We start from the raw sequence: 18,992 nt of genomic DNA, 5'->3' as shown, positions 1-18,992 counted from the left end.
ATTATATCTTAGCTCAGCGAATTCTGCGCCATTTGTGGCTTCTGTCCGCCTGCTGGAGGCCCTGAACGCCTTCGGCCATGCCAGAGGTAATAGATTCCACGACGAATGTCATCGCCAATCATCAACATGGCTGGCAATAAGAACAGAATTAAGAAAGTGGCTGACATGAGACCAAATGAAATTGCGATCGCCATTGGAATCAGGAATCTTGCCTGAAACGACTGCTCTAACATCAGTGGCGTCAGTCCTAGAACAGTTGTCAGAGTCGTTAGAAAGATTGGTCGCAAACGGCGCATGCCCGCTTCTAATAGAGCGGCGCGAACAGAATGCCCCTTCTCTTTCATCTGGTTATAGAAGACGATCAGAATAAGAGAATCATTCACCACAATGCCAGACAAAGCAAAGAACCCAATAATACTTAAGAAAGTAATGTCATATCCAAGGAAGAAGTGACCCCAAATCACACCGATTAAGGCGAAAGGTATGGCTAACATCACGACAAACGGTTGAACATAGCTACCAAATAAACATGCCAAAATAATGTAGATCATGGCACCTGCCGCCAAGAAACCGATCGGGAGTGAAGCGAATGCCTCCGTTTCTTGTTGCTGACGACCAACCGTTGAGATTTTGAAGTCGGGATAGGCTGCTTGCAAAGACGCTAATGGAGAAAGACCATCGGGCCCTGGCGTGCGTAAATAGCTCGTGACTTTTTCTGGACTTAACCATGATGCGGTTGAAGCGGTGACACGAACCGCTCGCTCTCGGTCAACACGACGAATGGTCGAATACCCAGTTGCCTCCTTGAGCTGAGCGACTTCAATCAATGGCACGGAGACGCCCCCTGGCGTCATCACCCACATATTCTCAATCACTGCTTGACTCTCGCGCGCTGCCTCAGCATGGCGAACCCGCACATCAATTTCTTCTCCCTCCGCTGCATAGGTGTGCGCTTCAAGGCCAAACACGCTCGCTCGCACTTGTCGCGCAACATCGCTTACGCTCAATCCGAGCGGCGCGGCACTTCCACGAAGTTGAATCTGCAACTCTCGCTGCCCTAACGTATTGTCGTTTGAAATTTCATAGATCCCCTCAAAGCTTGAAAGCATTGATTCGATCTTGATCACCAACGCTCGAAGCCTCTCTGGGTCATTCCCAGTTGCCTGAATCGAAATATCCGAACCGCCAGGCCCACCACTCATCTCCGTAAACTGCAATCTATCAATTTGATCTGAGTAAGGTTGCATATGGTCTCGAATTGAGTCAATGACTTCATTGCTGGTTCGATTGCGAGACTCGGTTGGCGCCAGCTCAATGAACAACTGGGCAAGATGCTGTCCACTACTACTTGACTCCGTACCATCTGCTGAGGTGTAGTTGCCCACCGTGGCGCTAATACTGGTTACTTCAGATTGGTTACTGGCTGCTTCCTCCACATGATTTGCAATTTCATCGGTCATCTCAATGTTGGTACCAATAGGCATACGCAACGCAATCTCGACCATCTCACTGTCACTCGTGGTAAGGAATGTGTAGCCAACGCGATCTCCCCCAACCATTCCAAACGAGATCACCAACACACCAACACCAACACAAATACTGATGTAACGACGGCGTATCACGGCATCTAATGCCCGACCATAAGCAGGAATAATGCGTCCATTGATAGCCTTGTCTCGCCATGTCTCGAAACGATTCATGAAGCTCGCCTTACGCTTCGACATTCGGCGATCATGGGCCAGAAGGCTATGTCCCATATGACTTGGCAATATCAATAGAGATTCAATCAAACTCATCGCCAGCGCAAAAGAAACCACGATCGGCAGTGCGCCGAGCATGTCTCCTATGTTGCCCTTGATAAATGTCAGCGGCATAAATGCAACGATGCTGGTAAGCACCGTGGCGACAACTGGCCACATCACTTGATTACCACCCTTAACCGCAGCACCTAATGCTGGCTCCCCGCGATCATGTTTAGCTTGAATATTTTCTGCGACAACAATGGCATCATCAACTAACAAACCGAGCACGACGATCAGCCCAAACATGGTCAGAAAATTCAAAGTCATCTCAAAGATGCCCATCAAAACCATTGTTCCAGCCAGCGCCGTCGTAAGACCAATGCCCACCCAAAATGCGGCTCGCCAATTCAAGAAGACCAATAATGTGATAAAGACGAGAATAGCGCCGTAGAAGGCGTTTTTTGTCAACAGGTCGACACGCCCTTGAAGAAAGCGTGCCAGCTCAGCAAAAATTTCGAGCGAGATACCCGCCGGTAACGCCGGCGCGTTCGCACCAAGCTGCCAGGCGTCTTGCCTGTCCTTTCCGATTGCTTTTCGCATTCCAGTTGACTGAAATGGCTCGCCCATTCGGCCAGTGACATACGCCCGAACGTTTTCCGCAATATCGATAATATCCTGCGCCCCTGTGCGGAAGACAATTAAGGTCACATTCGGTGTTCCGTTGTATCGATTGTAAAAATCCTGATCGACAAACCCTTCCGCCACAGTGGCGATATCACCAACCCGGAGTGATTGCCCATCTGGCGTTGCTCTTAACACGATTTCTTCGATAGACGCTGCTTTCTCATCCACGCCCATGGTGCGAATCGTGACACTGCCGGTCTCCTCTTCCAAGGAACCACCTGGCATATCAGCCATCCACGCGGTAATGCGATCCGCGACTTCTGGCAGCCCTATTCCATACTCAGCGACCGCGAATTCAGAAACTGAAACCCCAATCTCATAATCACGGGTACCCGTGATAAAGACGTCACCCATTCCGGGTATTTTGCGAAGGTCATCGCGAACAGAGACCGCCGCTCGCTTTAATGTCGCCTCAGGAACATCACCTGCAATCGAGACCATTGTCACAGGCATGGAGTTTTCTGTTTCCATAACCTGCATTCGCTCAAGGTCTCTGGGAAGATCTTGTATCGAATCAACTTTCCGCTCAACCTCATCCACTGCCTTGTTGTATTGGTCTTCGGTGATCCCCTCCTGAAAGTAAACCATGACACCACCGCCTCCTTCAGAAAGCGTGGTGTGCACTTCGTCTACTTCATCAATGTCATAGATTGCATCCTCAACTTTAATGGCAATTGTTTCTTCCACTTCCTCTGGTGCCGCGCCGGGATAAACCATGAGTACCTGCGCACCAAATGGAGCCAGCTCTGGAAAAAACTCGCGGCGTAAAGAGAAGGCATAGAACGTGCCCGCAAGAAGAGCAGCAGCCATCAGAAGATTAACTGGAACCGGGTTCCGAACACCAAAGCGAGGAAGGCTCACTGGGGCGTATCCTCGACTTCTTGATTTTCATTGAGAGGCGTCGCACTTGTCGCCACCGCATCATTACTACCCGCCTGCCACGGCGTGGCTGGCATACCGTCGAGCAAACTTCGCTGCGAATTGACAACAACGAACATATCTTTCGGGAGCGGTTCTAAGAGCACTGCCCACTGATCATCGCCAAGACCAAAGACAGGAAACTCTTCGCTAATCGAATAGTCGACTTCGACGGGACGGCTCATCACAACATCATCTTTGACATATTGAATTCGGCCTTCTTGAATAGCCCGACGCGGCACCACCCAGCGATTTTCTGAACGGGCCACCTGTACAGTGCCTGCCAAAAAACTACCTGGTGCGAGCAAGTCCTTTGCGTCTGGCTCCTGTTCTAACTCCGCATAGACCGTCAGCGTCCGAGAGTCCAAAGCGTCTTCTGGAGATATCCGTGCAACAGAAGCATGCCAAACCCCGCGACCCGCACCGGCCGAGTTCAACCGCACTGGATCACCAACAGTAATACTACTTCGGCTACTGGCCGGAAGTCGCAAAGGCACTTCAATGCGTCTCAGATTAATAACGCGCGCTACCCGCGAACCAAGTTGAACATTCTCACCAATCTCGATATCAACTGACTGAATGACGCCATCCAACGGACTTTTGATCTTGCATCGGGCGACATCCAAATTTGCAAGACGAAGCTGCGCACTTTCGGCATCAAGGATTGATTGCAATCGGTCTCGGCGCGGATCGACCTGCACCATCGCTTCCTCGGCCTGCAACAAGAACTCTTGCTTTGCAAGAAGTGTTTGCATTCGACGATCAACTTCTGCCTTCACTGCCACGCCCTGGTCAAATGCATTGGTGGCACGTTCGAGCTCTTCTCTGGCTAATTGAACATCTTGTTTAAGAAGTTCAACACGACTGGCGATCGTACGCTGCTCAAGATCAAGGCTTGCTAACTGACTTTGGTGGTTCTTAATGTTTTGGCTAATCACTTCAGTCCGGTTCAAAAAGTCAGTGTCATCGAGCTGAACAAGTAACTGGTCGCCGGCAATCGCGGCACCCGGAAGCGTTGTCTTAGGAATACTTGCGACAGTCGCGCTAACGCGGGCAGGCACATCTGCACTGTCCATCGCTTCAGCAACACCGTAGCCATTAAATTGCCTCTGCACTGGCAACGACTGAGCGACCATGACTTGAACGCGACGCCCGGCATCGCCATCATCATTCTTGGCTGGATAAGTCTTGGTCGTGACCAACCAAAAGGTGACTAGGAAAGCGATCACTAAAATGGCTGCTGCCACCGTAATCCGTGTCATGAACGAAACCAGCTGGCCATTGCCCCGCAATGATGACTCAACACCATCATCCTGCCTGGAATGCTGAGCCTGATCTTCGTGCTGTGGGTTCGTTTCACTCATGATATATCAGTGTATCATTTGATCCAAGATTGACCATTCTCTTTTGACTGAGCCAGGATCCATCACCTGGCAATAGTATGCCTCGATTTTCTCCAGCGGATTCCTTGGATTGGCCGCCCCCGAGCAGCCACTATAGGGACCAGTGGGCGAGCATGCTTTTTGGTACCTTCAATTCATGTCCAACGACCAACATCTCGATCAAGCGGCAGTCGCCCATGTCGCCAAACTGGCCCGGCTGAACTTAGATACCAGTCAGCTCGATAGCTACCAACAGCAGCTTACACGGGTCCTTGACCATGTTGCAAAACTGACTGAACTTGATGTGACTGGGGTAGAACCGATGAACCACCCCCCGCCACCTCCAGGCGCTGAAGCTTCCTCAGTCAACCGGCTTGATGAAGATCAAGTTCAGCCTTCACTGACTGCTGAGCAGTTCCTTGCCAACGCGCCACAGAAACAAGGCCCCCTCCTGGCAGTTCCAAAGGTCCTCGGCGATGGAGGCGGGGCCTAAGCCCCAGACAAGAACGCCATGCATACACAGAGCCTTATATCCCTCGCAAATCAAATACGGTCTCGTAAAACATCTGCACTTGAGACCTGCCATCATTTCCTTGAGCGTATTGATGCGATCGACGGCACCATCAATGCTTATCACGAAACATATCCGGAAAGAGCAACTGAACAGGCCAAAGCGATTGATGCCGCCCTTGACGCTGGCGAGGATCCTGGCCCCTTGGCTGGTGTACCCATTGCAGTCAAAGACAACATTGTCACCGACTTTGGTTCTACCACTGCCGGCTCAAGAATACTTGAAAACTTCAATAGCCCTTACAGCGCAACTGCGGTTGAGAAACTTGAAGCAGCTGGTGCAATCATTCTCGGTAAAACAAATTGCGACGAATTTGCCATGGGCTCGTCGACAGAACACTGCGCCTGGGGCGCCACGTCCAACCCCTGGGACACATCCCGTGTACCAGGCGGCTCATCGGGTGGTAGCGCCGCCGCTGTGACTGCAGGTCTGTGCTGCGCATCGATTGGCTCAGATACTGGCGGATCAATCAGACAACCAGCTGCACTGTGTGGCGTGGTTGGCTGCAAGCCAAGTTATGGACGGGTCAGCCGCTGGGGCCTGATTGCATTCGGATCAAGTCTTGACCAGATTGGACCGTTTACTCATACCGTTGAAGACGCAGCTGCGATGCTTCAGATCATTGCTGGCCTTGACGCACATGACTCCACCTCTGCAAATGTGGCGGTGCCTGACTATAGCGCCGCACTGAAAGAACCAGATCAAACGTGGCGTATTGGTGTGCCCCGCCAATATTTTTCCAGTGACAATGATCCAACCGTGACCGCTGCGATCGAAGCAGCGATCGATGTCTACCGGCAAGCCGGATGTGAGATCATTGAAGTTGAGTTACCACTCACTGCGTATGGCATCTCAACCTACTACGTCCTGGCACCCGCTGAGGCTTCAAGCAATCTCGCTCGATACGATGGCATTCGCTTCGGGCATCGAGCAAAGCTTGAACCAGGAGAAGCTCTTTTTGAACTTTACGCGCGCAGCCGCGCCGAGGGGTTTGGGCCTGAAGTGCAACGGCGCATCATGCTTGGAACCTATGTACTGAGCGCTGGCTATTACGACGCCTACTACAAACGGGCATTACAGGTCAGACGTTTGATTAAGCAGGAGTATGATGAGGCCTTCAAAAAGTGTGATGCATTGATTGGGCCCACATCACCAACGCCGGCGTTCAAAAAGGGCGCTAAGAGTGATCCGATTTCCATGTACCTTTGCGATGTTTATACGGCAAACACCAATATCGCGGGCATCTGCGGCATCTCGGTCCCTGCTGGCTTTACTGACATTGACGGAAACAAACTTCCTATCGGCGTTCAAATTCAGTGCCAGTCTTACACAGAACCAACCATGTTCCGCATCGCACATCTGCTTGAGAAATCCATCGGCACGCTAACCAGAGCCATCCCCTAACGACTTTGATTCCTGATCCTTTTTTTCAATCGCCTCGAACGTTTCGGCTTGAGCATGCTCATGTGTCAAAAAACGACGGCGTTCGGCTGCGATCAATTCCATCTGCTTGCGTACATTCTTAATCAGCAGATCTGCGCTCGCTTGATTGGATACTAAGCCTGGGAACAATCCGATCTGACACTGCGCTGTGTAGGCACGATCATCATCTGTTCGCGTAATGACCAAGCTTCCAGGCAACCCAACAATATTCAACAAACCATATTGCATTCCCGTACCAGTGACGGACTTCGATGTTGTTGCGACTTCACTGTCATCACAAGCAAGTCGAACTGCGTCATCCATATCAACCCAGCGGAGTTTTCCAGGTGATGTCACCGGCAATTCTGTAACATGCCATTCAGCCGCAATAGAGCGCAGAATCTCTTCGACATTCTTCTCATCAGATTCACTTAAATACCGACGGGTTCGGTATCGATCAGTGCCATCGGCGCCCAGAATGGGACGAGCCCAATCGGCCTCATACACCAGCTTGGATTGATCAACCTCGTCCCCCTGCGAGCTGGCGCAGCCAGATCCGGCAACCCCCCCAAAAAGTGCGAAGGCACCCATGATTGAAGAACCGCTTAAAATCAAACTCAGGCCTGACTGCCAACGTACCATCATGTCGATACCCTGTTTTTTACCCCTCTAGAGGGGTTCTAGATCCATTGTCTTTGGATAATACCACTCTCGGCGCTTGCCCGACGCTTATCTGCCGATAAGGTTATCGACGAGAAGGCCAAAGGCGGGCGAGACCTCAGTCATCGTGATCGATGGCCGCCTTAGTTCCCCGGACGGCCAATGCGAAGCCACGGAGCAGGGATGCTTCCTGAAATGGGTAAATCAACCAAAGCCAACCCGACACGATCACAGGCTCGTCGCGAAGAACTTCGACGACAGCTTCTGCCGCGCCGTTCGAGTCGCTTCTGGCATGCCATTCGGCAACCAGCTTTGCTGACCACCGTGGTCACGCTTCTGGCATTTGCAATCGTCTCAAGCGCCCTGGTGATCTGGTCACGCGATCAGGTCAAGGTCCTGCATGGACAAATTATGCAGGACACCTATGTCAAACGCCTCGACTACACCGTTGAGGATGCCAAGGCGACGCAAGAAAGAAAACTTGAAGCACGCAAAAGCTCACCTCGAATCTATCAGCTAAACACCTCCTATCTCGATCGCCTTGAGGCAGCGCTGAACGGTTTGCCTACTGCAGTGGCAAGCAAGACATCACTTGCAGATATCGACCACCAACTGATCCAAGAATTCAAGCTTACCGATGCTGGCTTGGCCGCGTTGCAACAAATGTCAACAGATGGCGCCCCAACGCGCACCTGGCAGCGAATGGTCAATGCGCTCATCTCAGAAGAACTCACTGAGCACCCATTACTGACGGGCGAGCAATTTCAAATTTACTCGACCACGCCAGCCATTAATCGAGCCCTACTCCTTTCCAGTGGCGTCAGGCGTCGCAGCCTTGGCCGAGCAATCGACCTCAGCGAGGGCGCTGATTCACCAATGGCCAGTCGCGTTAACGAGCTGGTGCGTGAAGCCGGCTTCCCACCCAACGTGGCGCCGTTTGTTTCTGCGCGCGTCGCTGACGAAGCCCAGCCGACCATCATCTTCGATCCCGAGGCAACGCAAAGCGATGCAGATCAAGCTGAAGCAAGCGTTCAACCAACACGAATCGAACACCGTGCCGGCGAGGTCATCTACCGTCGAGGTGAAAAACTCACGCCACTTCAGTACGACGAACTTGTTCAAGAGAGCCAACAGTACTGGGCAACCAGCTCAGCCTTCCAAAAGTGGATACCGCGCCAGGGCGTGATTGGCCTCATGGTGATCTTTGCTGTGTTCATGGGCGCCTACTTTTACTCTGTATACCCCAAGATTCCGAAGAACCCACTGCGCATGTCCACGCTCTGTGTCCTAATGGTTTCGATGCTTGCGGTGACCGTCTTCATTACGGCCGAGATTCCGAACTTTCTGCTCCCTGCTGCCATCGCACCAATTCTCTTTGTAACGCTCATTGTGCTGCTTGCCTATGACCAGCGCCTTGCCTTCTTAATCTGCGCACTGCAAGTGGCCATGACAGCCATTGCGATCGAAATGGGCGTTGGCTTCTTCGTGCTCTTGCTTGCTGGCTGCGGCACAGCCATTGGCATGCTGAGTGATGTTCGAACGCGAAATACACTCATTCGCGCAACCGCAATGTCAGCCATTGTCTTCTTTATTGGCGCCATCCTCTTAGGCCTGGTGCTAACACCGACCGTCGACGGCTTCATATATGAAATTCTTGCCCGAGCTGTCTTCTCTGGACTCGCAGCCTTCGCTGTTGGTTTTGTGGTACTCGGCATCCTGCCAAGCATTGAACGACTATTCGATATTACGACAGGCATGACACTGGCTGAATTGCGTGATCCAAAACAACCATTACTCCGACAGTTGCAACAAAAAGCGCCGGGCACCTATCACCACTCATTACAAGTTGCCAACATTGCCGAAGCCGCTGCTGATTCAATCGGCGCTGATAGCCTCTTGGTTTATGTTGGTGCGCTCTATCACGACATTGGCAAAATCAATAAGCCTGAATACTTCATCGAAAACCAAGGCGGCGGCCAAAACAAACACGACAAGCTGAGCCCTGCCATGAGCCTACTTGTCATTATTGGTCACGTGAAAGACGGCGTTGAACTCGCCCGCGAATACAATCTGCCGCGCACCGTGCAACACTTTATTGGCAGCCACCATGGAACGACATTGGTGGAGTACTTCTATCATGCGGCAAAGACCCAAGCCGAGCATGAAGATCAAACAATCGATGAGTTTGAGTTCCGTTACCCCGGCCCGAAACCACATACCAAAGAAGCCGCCATACTCATGCTCTCTGATGCGGTCGAATCTGCCTCACGTGCTTTGCATGATCCCAACCCTGCTCGCATTGCCCACTTGGTGTCAGAACTGAGCCGCAAAAGATTACTCGACGGTCAGTTTGATGATTGTGGCCTGAGTTTTAGAGAGCTTGCCACGATTGAAAAGGCCATCACACATCGTGTCGCTGCGATTCACCACGGCCGCATTAACTACCCGGACCAGGTTCCGGTCGAATCAGAAGTGCAGCTCTCAACCACCGCAGCAGTGTAAATAGCTCAACTGGCTTGACTGCTTGCCATGGCAAGAGCCTTGCGCTGGGCATTACTCATTGGCAAATCATCAACATCACCAGGCCTCCGCCAGGTACCACTACGACCACCCGCTGAGGATGGCGTGATCTGGCCTTCCAAGACATGGAATCGGATACGGCGATGGGTGGTTTGATGATCAAAGCGACCGACCTGACAAAGCCCCGATACGGGCGCCGCAAAGGCCAGATCCTGGAGCTTGCGAACTTGATCTGACTCAATGGTGGGTAGTTGCCACATATTTGACCACAGCCCTTCTGGTGGCCGCTTTTGAAACAGAAGCTTCTTCCCCCATCTCACAATGACCACATAGTGATGCACCTGCTTGGGCTTCTTTCGAGACCGAGCCACCGGCACTTCTTCCTGTATACCCTGGCGACGCGCGCGGCAAAGACGTTTTAATTTGCACGCACCGCACCGTGGCGCCGATGGCGTGCACACAATCGCGCCCATTTCCATGAGCGCCTCATTGAAAACAGCAGGATCATCAGCCTGATTGACAAGGATCTCTGCCAAATGCCAGGCCTGTTCATCAGTCAGAGATTCGCCTTCGAGTCGACTGAGCACTCGCAACACATTGCCATCCACGATTGGTTGGGCCTGACCGAACAAGATTGAAGCCAGTGAACCTGCTGTAAACCGGCCAATTCCTGGCAGATCTATGAGTTGGTCAATCTCCCGAGGAAGACGCCCGCCATGTTCTGCCATGATCTGGCGAGCCGCTCGATGGAGATTCCGAGCCCGACGGTAATAGCCCAGCCCTTGCCAGGCCGCGAGCACCTCCTGCTCATCTGCCTCAGCCAATGACCGCATGGTTGGAAAACGCCTGATAAAGGATGGGAAGTATTCCAAGACACGGCTGACCTGGGTCTGTTGCAGCATGAACTCTGAGACCAACGCGTGATACGCCGTTCTCCGTTGTCGCCACGGCAGCTTGCGTGCTGATTCCCTAAACCAAAAACTCATCGAACGTGTCAGCCGACGGGCTCGGTCACGCTTCATCGGCGATTTTGCCATTTGTCTGTCACGGGCCATCCATCCTTTATAGAGAGCTAGAGCATAGCCTGCATTGACGAAGAGCTAGATCGTCATTTGAGCTAAGATGCCAAATCCAACTAGAAGCCCCAAACGGAGCCCCCATCATGCTGAGCCCAATGCTGGCACTGACCCTTACTTTGACTGCACCGGCCTTCCAAGACGCTGACCAAGCCCAAGGTGGCGCCTCGATGTATCGCTATCCAGATATCTCTTCTCAAGACATTGTCTTTGTTTATGGCAATGATCTCTGGCGTGTTCCTTTGGATGGCGGCACAGCTTTGCCACTTGCTTCGCCTGCTGGTGTTGAGCTCATGCCCCGCTTCAATCCAGATGGCTCCCAAGTCGCCTTTGTTGGCAACTACGATGGCGGCCGTGACATTTACACCGTGCCTGTCAGAGGTGGCGTCCCCCAAAGAATCACCCACCACCCCAGCGGCGAAGTCTTAAGTGACTGGACCAATGATGGCGACCTTCTCTTTAGTGCTCGCAGTATGGGCACCCTTCCCATGACCGAAAGCCCCTTCCAAGTCAATAGCGAAGGCGGCTTACCAAAACAATTACCAGTGCCTTACGGCGCTAATCCTGTGATGAATAAAAGTGGCACTTGGCTCGCCTATACACCAAACCAGCGCGACAATCGAACATGGAAACGTTATCGCGGTGGTATGGCCAGTGACATCTGGTTGGTCAACATGGAAACCGGTGAATCGAAACGCGTGACTGATTGGGAAGGCACCGACACAATTCCCATGTGGCATGACGATGAATTATTTTATCTTTCAGATGCAGGTGATGAGCACCGCTTGAATCTCTGGAAGTACAACACATCCAACGATCAGCATACGCAGCTGACACGCTTCAATGATTACGATGTCAAGTGGCCCGCGATTGGTCCTGACGATGCCGGCAAGGCAAAGATCGTTTTTCAGCGCGGCCCCGCCATTTGGGTGTACGACGATCAAACAAAGACCACAAAACCAATTGACATTGATGTACCAGGCGCCACCGCTTCGCTGCGACCAAAAATGGTGGACACTTCAGATTTCATCCAGCAAATGGGGATCTCACCGACTGCGAAACGCGCCGTCGCAGAAGCGCGAGGCGATATATGGACAATGCCTGCAAAGAAAGGCAGTCCACGCAACTTGACGCGTACTTCAGCGTTTGCTGAACGCACCCCATCTTGGAGCCCTGATGGAAAATGGATTGCGTACTTTTCAGATGAACCCGGCGAGTATGAAGTCTATGTGCGCAAGAGTGATGGCTCAGATGAACCACGCCGGCTCACCACAGACATGGGCCCCTACAAGAACAATATCTGGTGGCTACCGAACTCCGAATCACTGCTCTATAGCGACAAGACCGGAACGGCTTATTTGATTGATCTTGAAAGTGGCGAGCGCACGAAAATGGGCAAAAACCAGTGGGGCCTTTTTACCTCGCCTTCATTTTCAAATGACTCAAGATGGATTGCATGGTCCGCAGGTGATGACAACTCACCACAAGGACGCATCCACCTTTATGACACCGAATCAGGTGAAACAAATGTCGTCACCGACTCGATGTTCAGTGACAGTGCCCCCACCTTCGATCGCGCTGGTGATTATCTTTACTTCACTTCTCAGCGACAATTCTCACCGAGCTATTCTGACATTGACCTCTCGTGGATCTACGATGATTCTGGCGTATTAGTCGCCGTGCCCCTTCGTGATGATGTCGAACACCCGTGGCTTGAAGAAAGTGACGAAGAGGAATGGGAAGAAGACGAAGAAGAAGAGGAAGAGGAAGAAGAGCCCGCTGCAGATGATGATGCAGATGAAGAGAACACCGACGAGCAAACACCCGTTGACGAACAAACTGATGCGTTTTCGGGCACCTGGGATCTCTCAGTGAGCATGCCACAAGTCGGTGAAATTTCAATGGTTCTAAAAATTCAGCTGGCCAGTGACAATACACTCTCGGGCACCCTCACCAGTGACATGTTCAACGCCCAAGTAACCGGTACCTTTGATCCAGCCAGCGGCGACTTTCAGATGCAGGTGACCATGGATGGCGGCACAATCGTGATGGTCGAGGGATCGGTCAAAGATGGCCAGCTTGATGGCGTGGGTTCAGTCAATGGTGAAAATCCGGCGCCTGTCACCGGCACCCGTAGAGCCCCTGGAGCAGACAACGCAGAAGATGACGCAGAAGACGAAGAAGATACCGATCCCGTCGAGATTGATCTTGATGGTTTTGAAGCGCGTAGTTTCAAACTTCCAGTCAGCCCTGGAAACTTTTCAAACCTACGCGTCAATGACCGCAACCAACTGATGTACGTACGTCAAGGTGACAACGGTGGCATCAAGGTGATCGACATTTCTGATGAGGATCCCAGCGAAAGTTCTGCTGGTACCGGCCGAGCCTTTGCATTGAGTGCTGATGGCAAGAAGATTTTGGTGCCCAGCGGCAGTGGTGCTCGCATACGCACTGCTGGTGCGGGCAGTGGCGGCGATAGTGTTGTCATGGAACCAATGTTGGCAAACATCAACCCACGTGATGAATGGCGGCAGGTCACAAACGATGCTTGGCGAATTCAACGTGACTACTTCTACGATCCGAACTTGCACGGCGTTGACTGGGAGGCCGTAAGAGATCAATACGTACCTATGGTCGATCAGGCCATGACGCGTGAAGATGTCAGCTACATCATCGGAGAGATGATCGGCGAATTAAATGTTGGCCATGCTTACTACTGGGGCGGCGATGGCGAAAGTCAGCCATCACGCAACGTTGGCATGTTGGGTGTCGATTGGGAGGTTGCTTCCCGCGACCCACAAGAATGGGCCCAAGCGCGAACAGATCAAGCGACTGCTGAAGCTGCAGAAGAGACCGACAACGAAGAAAGCGAAGAGACGACCGACGAAGAACCGCGAGACTTCTTCGCTGATCTCCCTGAGTCATGGCCACCGGCCTATCGCGTTGCTCATGTGTATGGCGGCGGCTCTTGGGACGTCGATGCTCGTAATCCAATCAATGCCCAAGGACTCGATCTTTCTCAGGGCGATTTCATATTGGCCGTCAACGGTGTGCCGCTTGATACAACACGGGATCCTTGGTCATCGTTTATTGGCACTTCTGGCCGTACCATGGTTTTGACCGTCAGCGATAAGCCCGTCATGGATGATGATGCAAGAGACATTGTGGTCAAGCCGACGGGCAGTGAAAGACGTTTGCGTTACCGCGATTGGATCGAATCAAACCGAGCCAAAGTTGATGAGCTTTCAGATGGTCAAGTTGGTTACATCTATGTCCCCAACACTGGGCAAGATGGTCAATCTGATCTGATCAGACAGTTCTATGGCCAAGCTCATAAACCTGCATTGATCATTGACGAACGCTGGAACGGCGGCGGCCAGATTCCCACGCGCTTTATTGAAATGCTCAACCGCCCCGTCACAAATTACTGGGCGCGCCGCGACTCAAAAGACTGGAAGTGGCCGCCAGATTCACATCAAGGCCCCAAAGCAATGCTCATCAACGGCATGGCTGGCTCTGGCGGTGACATGTTCCCATGGCTGTTCCGCCGCAATAATCTGGGACCAATCATCGGCACCCGTACCTGGGGTGGCCTGGTTGGAATTTCTGGCAATCCCAGACTGATCGATGGAGGTTACACCGCCGTACCGACCTTCGGTTTCTACGAAGCCGATGGCACCTGGGGCGTTGAAGGCCATGGTGTTGATCCAGATATTGAAGTGATTGATGATCCTGCGCTGATGAAGGATGGTGGCGACCCTCAACTCGAACGTGCTGTCCAAGAGATGCTCAAGTCTCTGGAGACCGAGGCCTATGCACCCCCTCAGCGACCAGCATCCCCAGACCGCAGTGGCATGGGCATCACTGAAGAAGATAAATAAACACTTGGCCTTTGAGGCCATGACAAAAAATGCATTGACGATCCATCTCCAAAGGAGATGGTGTCTTTGCATGTCATGTCACGATGACTTCAGTACACAAATCAACTTAGGAAGGATCTGATCTATGTCAGATACATCAAGCTCAAAATCACTTGATAAGGGCACGTCGACAAAGCCAAAGTCGAACTTCGTACTTGAAGTTGTTCAACCAGGCTTAGCTGGTTTGATGGATGGTTCAGTTTCAACCTTGGCCCCTATCTTTGCCGCTGCTTATGCGACCGAAGATACCAACAAGGCTTTTCTTGTTGGTCTTGCCGCTGCTGTTGGCGCGGGCATCTCGATGGCCTTTGCTGAGGGGCTCTCTGACGATGGCAAGATCAGTGGGCGAGGGCGCCCCGTGGTTCGAGGTTTGACTTGTGGTGGTATGACCTTCCTTGGTGGCATTGGTCACACCCTGCCCTTCCTCATTCCCAACTTCCATACCGCCATGGTGGTGGCCATTATCGTGGTCATCATTGAGCTGATCTCAATTGCCTGGATCCGCAAGCGATATATGAAAACATCCTTCTGGAAGGCTTGTATTCAAGTCATTATTGGTGGCACCATTGTGCTCTTTGCGGGTGTCTTGATTGGGCAAAGCTAAGGGCCTTTCAGCGGCCTCGATCCTTGCCCCTTAAAGATGTTTCAGCAGATGCTTGCCCGGCTAGATGTGGAGTCGGTATACTCTGCCTCCTGGCTGATTCGGGCCTCCCCCCGAAAAAGCCTCCTGGTTCACCATGTGGTGAACCGACAATTGCATAGATTGCGGGTGTAGCTCAGTGGTAGAGCGTCACGTTGCCAACGTGAATGTCGGGCGTTCGAATCGCCTCACCCGCTTTCGCCACAAGGCGTGATCCACCCTCCGGGCGGGCACGCCTTGTTTCTTTCGCGGTTGTGCGTCCCCGCCTACGGCGGGCCCGCGCTGCGGCTACGCCGCAGCAGTCATTACGCATCTCGCCCGGGCTACCGCCCGGACTCGGCGTCGAATCGCCTCACCCGCTTTCAAAAATAACCCCTGCTTCGGCAGGGGTTATTCATTGATATAGTGACGCTCTGAGAAACTAGTCAGTTCTGTTACAAAACCACCTACTAGTCACTTTCACTAGTCACTTTGCTGTAGGCAATCGTGTATCTCGCAACATATGTTGTGACAAAAGTGACTAGTCAGAATCCGTCACAATCACCTAGGTAACTGTGCTTTACACTGATTCCAACTACACACCATCACGTTCCCAACGTGAATGTCGGGCGTTCATCCCACGAACTTCGAGAAGGGGTTGAACCTGAACCGATTGACGGGGTCCACCAGCTTCTTCTGAGTCTCGACGGCACGGGCCATCTCGGCCGATCCGAAGATCTCGGCGGCGATCGCGGATCTGTCGACATCGTCCGGTTGCGAATGGGTGCCGCTGAAATCGACGTCGAGTCCCGCAACCGCGCGGGACTTGTCGACGACCTGGTTTGTGAGATCCACGATCTCCTGCCGTTGGGCCAGGGACTTGGAACTGGCGTCGAAGAGCGTGACGAGATCGACGAAGAACGCGTGATCGCAGTTGCCGCTGGGAATCCGCGGCCCCCGCTGAGCCTGGCCACCGAGCGTCCGGATCTCGACGATCGACATCTCGGCCTCGTCGAGCGGCGCTTCGCCGACCACGACGTCGCCCACGAAGTCGAGCACGGCGTCTTCGGGAATACCGGTCGTGCCGGCGCAGTGGTAGCTGGTCGCGAGCGGATTCCCCTTCTGCTCGGCGATCACCGGCCACAGCGCGGCAGCGGCCTCGTACCACGAGGCCCAGTGCGCCCGCGCGAGCGTCGGCAGCTTCATGCCCGATGCCAGCTGCTCGAGCGGCTCGACGAACTCGGTGGTGCTGCCCTCGAAGGTGTCGTAGAAGACCATCGTGGCGACGATCGCCTTGGTGCCCGTCACGACGATCTCGAGCGAGACCGACTCGTTCGGCATGATCCGTTCCTTCATGAACCGCATCGCCTTCTTCGAGAACTCGACCGCCTGGGCCCGCGTCTCATATCCGAAGACGAGCTGCTCGGCACCCTTGACGGCGCTGGCGTCGGCCATCTCGAAGGTGATGTCGACGACGATGGCGAGCGCACTTCCCGCACCGAGCATCGCCGTGAACAGTTCGTCATCAGGCGTCAACACGCGGATCTCGCCTTCGGCGGTCACCACGGTCATCTTCACGGCACGCTGGCCGAGCAGACCGAGCCGCCTGGAGAAGTAGCCACTCAGCCCACCGTTGAGGGTGTACCCGGCCACGCCGACGCCGGGACCGGTGCCCACGGGCAACGCGCCGCCGTGGGCCTTGACCGCCTCGACGAGTTCGCGAAAGACCACTCCGGCCCCCACCGTGACCAGAGTCTCGTCGTCGGACGACTCGAAATCGATCGACTTGAGGCGACCGAGGTCGAGGATCACCGCATCGCGGTCCGCGACGAGCGCCGCGCCCGACGACTCGTGTCCACCGCATACGCAGGCGATCGGGGTGGTCGCTGGAAGCGACGTCACGATGGCGGCGATCTCCTCGGCAGATGCCGGAAACTCGATCCGTCTGGCCAGGGTGGTGACGTTGCCGGTCGCCCCATCCGCCTTCGGGAGCACCTTGTTGGCGCTCACGCTCCACGCGCGTTGCGCGAACCACTCTTCGTTTGATCCCAAGATGCCCTCCGGTGATGCTGCCACCTGCTTCGATAATTGTTCGGCGAAGAAGCTTCCGACGACGAGTCCGACACCGCTGACCGCCGCACCCTTGAGGGCGGTCCGCCGCGAGATCCTGTTCTTCGGGTCCTGCATCGCGCTGAGTCTCCATGTATCGGTTGGTATCGGTCGGTGTCGGGAATGCATGTACGGTCAGGTTCGCCGATCGTGGCGAGTCTTACTCAGACGTATCCTAGCCGATTAATCGAGAGGTCAGCCCGGTCTCGAGGGATCCGAAGTTCGTCTCGGGGAGACCGAAGGTGCGGGACGCGGCGCCGGCAATCGTCGGGGCAACGAGTCAAGGACCCGTGACGTTTCCAACCTGGATATCGGGGTGTGCTGCGCGGGACCTTCATTCAGCCTCGAATCGCCTCAGCAGCCTTCTAACCCTTGAACCCCTGTCACCGAGATGTGGCGGGGGTTTTTCGATGGTGTTGCGCTGACTTCTACCATCCACATTTCGCAGAAACCACCGACCATCCATTTGTTGGTTATTTCAGAAAGAAGACACCCCCCCTCGATGTGCAGCGGGGTTCCCCGTCCTTGCCTCGTAGCCCATAGGCAAGGTGATCACTTCGGAGCTGGCAGTCTTGACGTGATGGTCATTGCATCCAAGGCCCACGTGATGACATTCCCCCCGTCTTGACGCACTCCAAGTGCGACAACTCGATTCCCATCTTTGCTATTGACAGTAAGCCACCCGGCCCCAGTAGGACTTGAGCTGATGGCGGCAGAAGTCTTGCCAGTACTGTTGTTCACAAAGGCACTACCACCATTATTGATCGAAGATCCTAGTGCCACCACAGTTACTGAGTCTTTGTTGTTAATGCTCAGGCTTCCTCCTCCAAAGTCACCTGGCCCCAAACTTGCGTTCTGCTTGCCATCGTCGTTTTGCAAAATCAATTTGCCAGCAAAATGGCCCTCTTGATCTACACTGTCAAAGACTCGGCTTGCCTCAAGGACCACTACTGGTGTTCCGTTGTCACTGAGAATCTCAAGCCGCTTTGAGCGAAGTACATCTGGGGACGTTCGCGGTGTTGCCCAACCTAGTAGTACTCCAACAACAACCAATCCAAATACTCCCAAGAGCATTCGCTTCAGTGTGCGGACTTGAGTTTCAAGTGATTCGATACGAGTGTCGGTTGTCATTGTGGTGCTCCTCAGCAAAGTAGATGCACACAGAATATCGAATCAACCGTCCTGGAGAACACACTCATCAGACATCAACTGGATGGTAATCCCGTGGGTTATTCGGCTCATTTCGATATGAACAGTGGATAGTAGATTTGAGACGTATCCCGCTGGATTAAATCAACTTCCGACACACCTACCTACCCACCGTGACATTTCCAACGTGAATGTCGGGCGTTCGAATCGCCTCACCCGC

Annotated in this window: 11 protein-coding genes and 1 tRNA gene; 6 read left to right on the top strand and 6 right to left on the bottom strand. The window is 53.3% G+C overall.

Features of this window, described 5'->3' with window-relative positions:
- Nucleotides 1-8: 8 nt before the first annotated feature.
- The gene (locus tag P8J86_09265) at nt 9-3,287 is read right to left on the bottom strand and encodes an efflux RND transporter permease subunit (protein ID MDG2054884.1); all 3,279 of its coding nucleotides are present in this window, start codon (nt 3,285-3,287) and stop codon (nt 9-11) included.
- Nucleotides 3,284-4,708, bottom strand: a complete 1,425-nt coding sequence (locus tag P8J86_09260; GenBank protein ID MDG2054883.1) for an HlyD family efflux transporter periplasmic adaptor subunit — start codon at nt 4,706-4,708, stop codon at nt 3,284-3,286. The genes P8J86_09265 and P8J86_09260 overlap by 4 nt, the downstream gene beginning before the upstream one ends.
- A gap of 175 nt (nt 4,709-4,883) precedes the next feature.
- Here P8J86_09260 and gatC point away from each other — a divergent pair, with 175 nt between their 5' ends.
- Together gatC and gatA are read left to right on the top strand one after the other, a co-directional pair.
- Entirely contained in the window at nt 4,884-5,219 is a 336-nt protein-coding gene (gene gatC, locus P8J86_09255; GenBank protein ID MDG2054882.1) for an Asp-tRNA(Asn)/Glu-tRNA(Gln) amidotransferase subunit GatC, read from the top strand.
- An 18-nt stretch (nt 5,220-5,237) separates the two neighbouring features.
- On the top strand, nt 5,238-6,701 hold the full coding sequence (gatA, locus tag P8J86_09250) for an Asp-tRNA(Asn)/Glu-tRNA(Gln) amidotransferase subunit GatA (GenBank protein MDG2054881.1): 1,464 nt from the start codon (nt 5,238-5,240) through the stop codon (nt 6,699-6,701).
- Here gatA and P8J86_09245 read toward each other — a convergent pair.
- Nucleotides 6,681-7,364, bottom strand: a complete 684-nt coding sequence (locus tag P8J86_09245; protein MDG2054880.1) for a hypothetical protein — start codon at nt 7,362-7,364, stop codon at nt 6,681-6,683. The genes gatA and P8J86_09245 overlap by 21 nt on opposite strands.
- Nucleotides 7,365-7,541: 177 nt before the next feature.
- On the opposite strand from P8J86_09245, the gene P8J86_09240 reads away from it, so the two are divergent.
- A complete protein-coding gene (locus P8J86_09240; protein ID MDG2054879.1) occupies nt 7,542-9,881 on the top strand; it encodes an HDIG domain-containing protein in 2,340 nt (779 codons plus the stop codon).
- Nucleotides 9,882-9,886: 5 nt separating this feature from the next.
- Here the strand turns inward: P8J86_09240 and mutY are convergent, their stop codons facing one another.
- Nucleotides 9,887-10,954 carry an A/G-specific adenine glycosylase gene (gene mutY, locus P8J86_09235; protein ID MDG2054878.1) on the bottom strand — a complete coding sequence of 356 codons (1,068 nt, stop codon included), beginning with the start codon at nt 10,952-10,954 and terminating at the stop codon, nt 9,887-9,889.
- A 107-nt stretch (nt 10,955-11,061) separates the two neighbouring features.
- On the opposite strand from mutY, the gene P8J86_09230 reads away from it, so the two are divergent.
- From P8J86_09230 to P8J86_09220, 3 genes are all read left to right on the top strand, one after another.
- Nucleotides 11,062-14,856: a S41 family peptidase gene (locus P8J86_09230; GenBank protein MDG2054877.1), complete on the top strand. Its 3,795-nt coding sequence runs from the start codon at nt 11,062-11,064 to the stop codon at nt 14,854-14,856.
- Between the two features lie 124 nt (nt 14,857-14,980).
- Nucleotides 14,981-15,499 carry a hypothetical protein gene (locus tag P8J86_09225; GenBank protein ID MDG2054876.1) on the top strand — a complete coding sequence of 173 codons (519 nt, stop codon included), beginning with the start codon at nt 14,981-14,983 and terminating at the stop codon, nt 15,497-15,499.
- A 161-nt stretch (nt 15,500-15,660) separates the two neighbouring features.
- Nucleotides 15,661-15,732 (top strand) — tRNA-Gly (locus P8J86_09220).
- 415 nt (nt 15,733-16,147) lie between these two features.
- Here the strand turns inward: P8J86_09220 and P8J86_09215 are convergent.
- Nucleotides 16,148-17,701, bottom strand: coding sequence for an FAD-binding oxidoreductase (locus P8J86_09215; protein ID MDG2054875.1), 1,554 nt, complete (start codon nt 17,699-17,701; stop codon nt 16,148-16,150).
- A gap of 474 nt (nt 17,702-18,175) precedes the next feature.
- Entirely contained in the window at nt 18,176-18,754 is a 579-nt protein-coding gene (locus P8J86_09210; GenBank protein MDG2054874.1) for a hypothetical protein, read from the bottom strand.
- Between the last annotated feature and the right edge of the window lie 238 nt (nt 18,755-18,992).

The organism is Phycisphaerales bacterium (assembly GCA_029268515.1).
GTDB lineage: Bacteria > Planctomycetota > Phycisphaerae > Phycisphaerales > SM1A02 > JAQWNP01.
Note: the sequence above shows the minus strand (reverse complement) of the source record. Positions and strands in the feature narration are given on the sequence as shown.

Bases quoted from the DNA above. Each gene is read 5' to 3' on its own strand.
- P8J86_09240 (MDG2054879.1), top strand. From the start codon at position 7,542: ATGCGAAGCCACGGAGCAGGGATGCTTCCTGAAATGGGTAAATCAACC.
- gatA (MDG2054881.1), top strand. From the start codon at position 5,238: ATGCATACACAGAGCCTTATATCCCTCGCAAATCAAATACGGTCTCGT.
- mutY (MDG2054878.1), bottom strand. From the start codon at position 10,954: ATGGCCCGTGACAGACAAATGGCAAAATCGCCGATGAAGCGTGACCGA.
- gatC (MDG2054882.1), top strand. From the start codon at position 4,884: ATGTCCAACGACCAACATCTCGATCAAGCGGCAGTCGCCCATGTCGCC.
- P8J86_09230 (MDG2054877.1), top strand. From the start codon at position 11,062: ATGCTGAGCCCAATGCTGGCACTGACCCTTACTTTGACTGCACCGGCC.
- P8J86_09225 (MDG2054876.1), top strand. From the start codon at position 14,981: ATGTCAGATACATCAAGCTCAAAATCACTTGATAAGGGCACGTCGACA.
- P8J86_09210 (MDG2054874.1), bottom strand. From the start codon at position 18,754: ATGACAACCGACACTCGTATCGAATCACTTGAAACTCAAGTCCGCACA.
- P8J86_09245 (MDG2054880.1), bottom strand. From the start codon at position 7,364: ATGATGGTACGTTGGCAGTCAGGCCTGAGTTTGATTTTAAGCGGTTCT.
- P8J86_09215 (MDG2054875.1), bottom strand. From the start codon at position 17,701: ATGCAGGACCCGAAGAACAGGATCTCGCGGCGGACCGCCCTCAAGGGT.
- P8J86_09260 (MDG2054883.1), bottom strand. From the start codon at position 4,708: ATGAGTGAAACGAACCCACAGCACGAAGATCAGGCTCAGCATTCCAGG.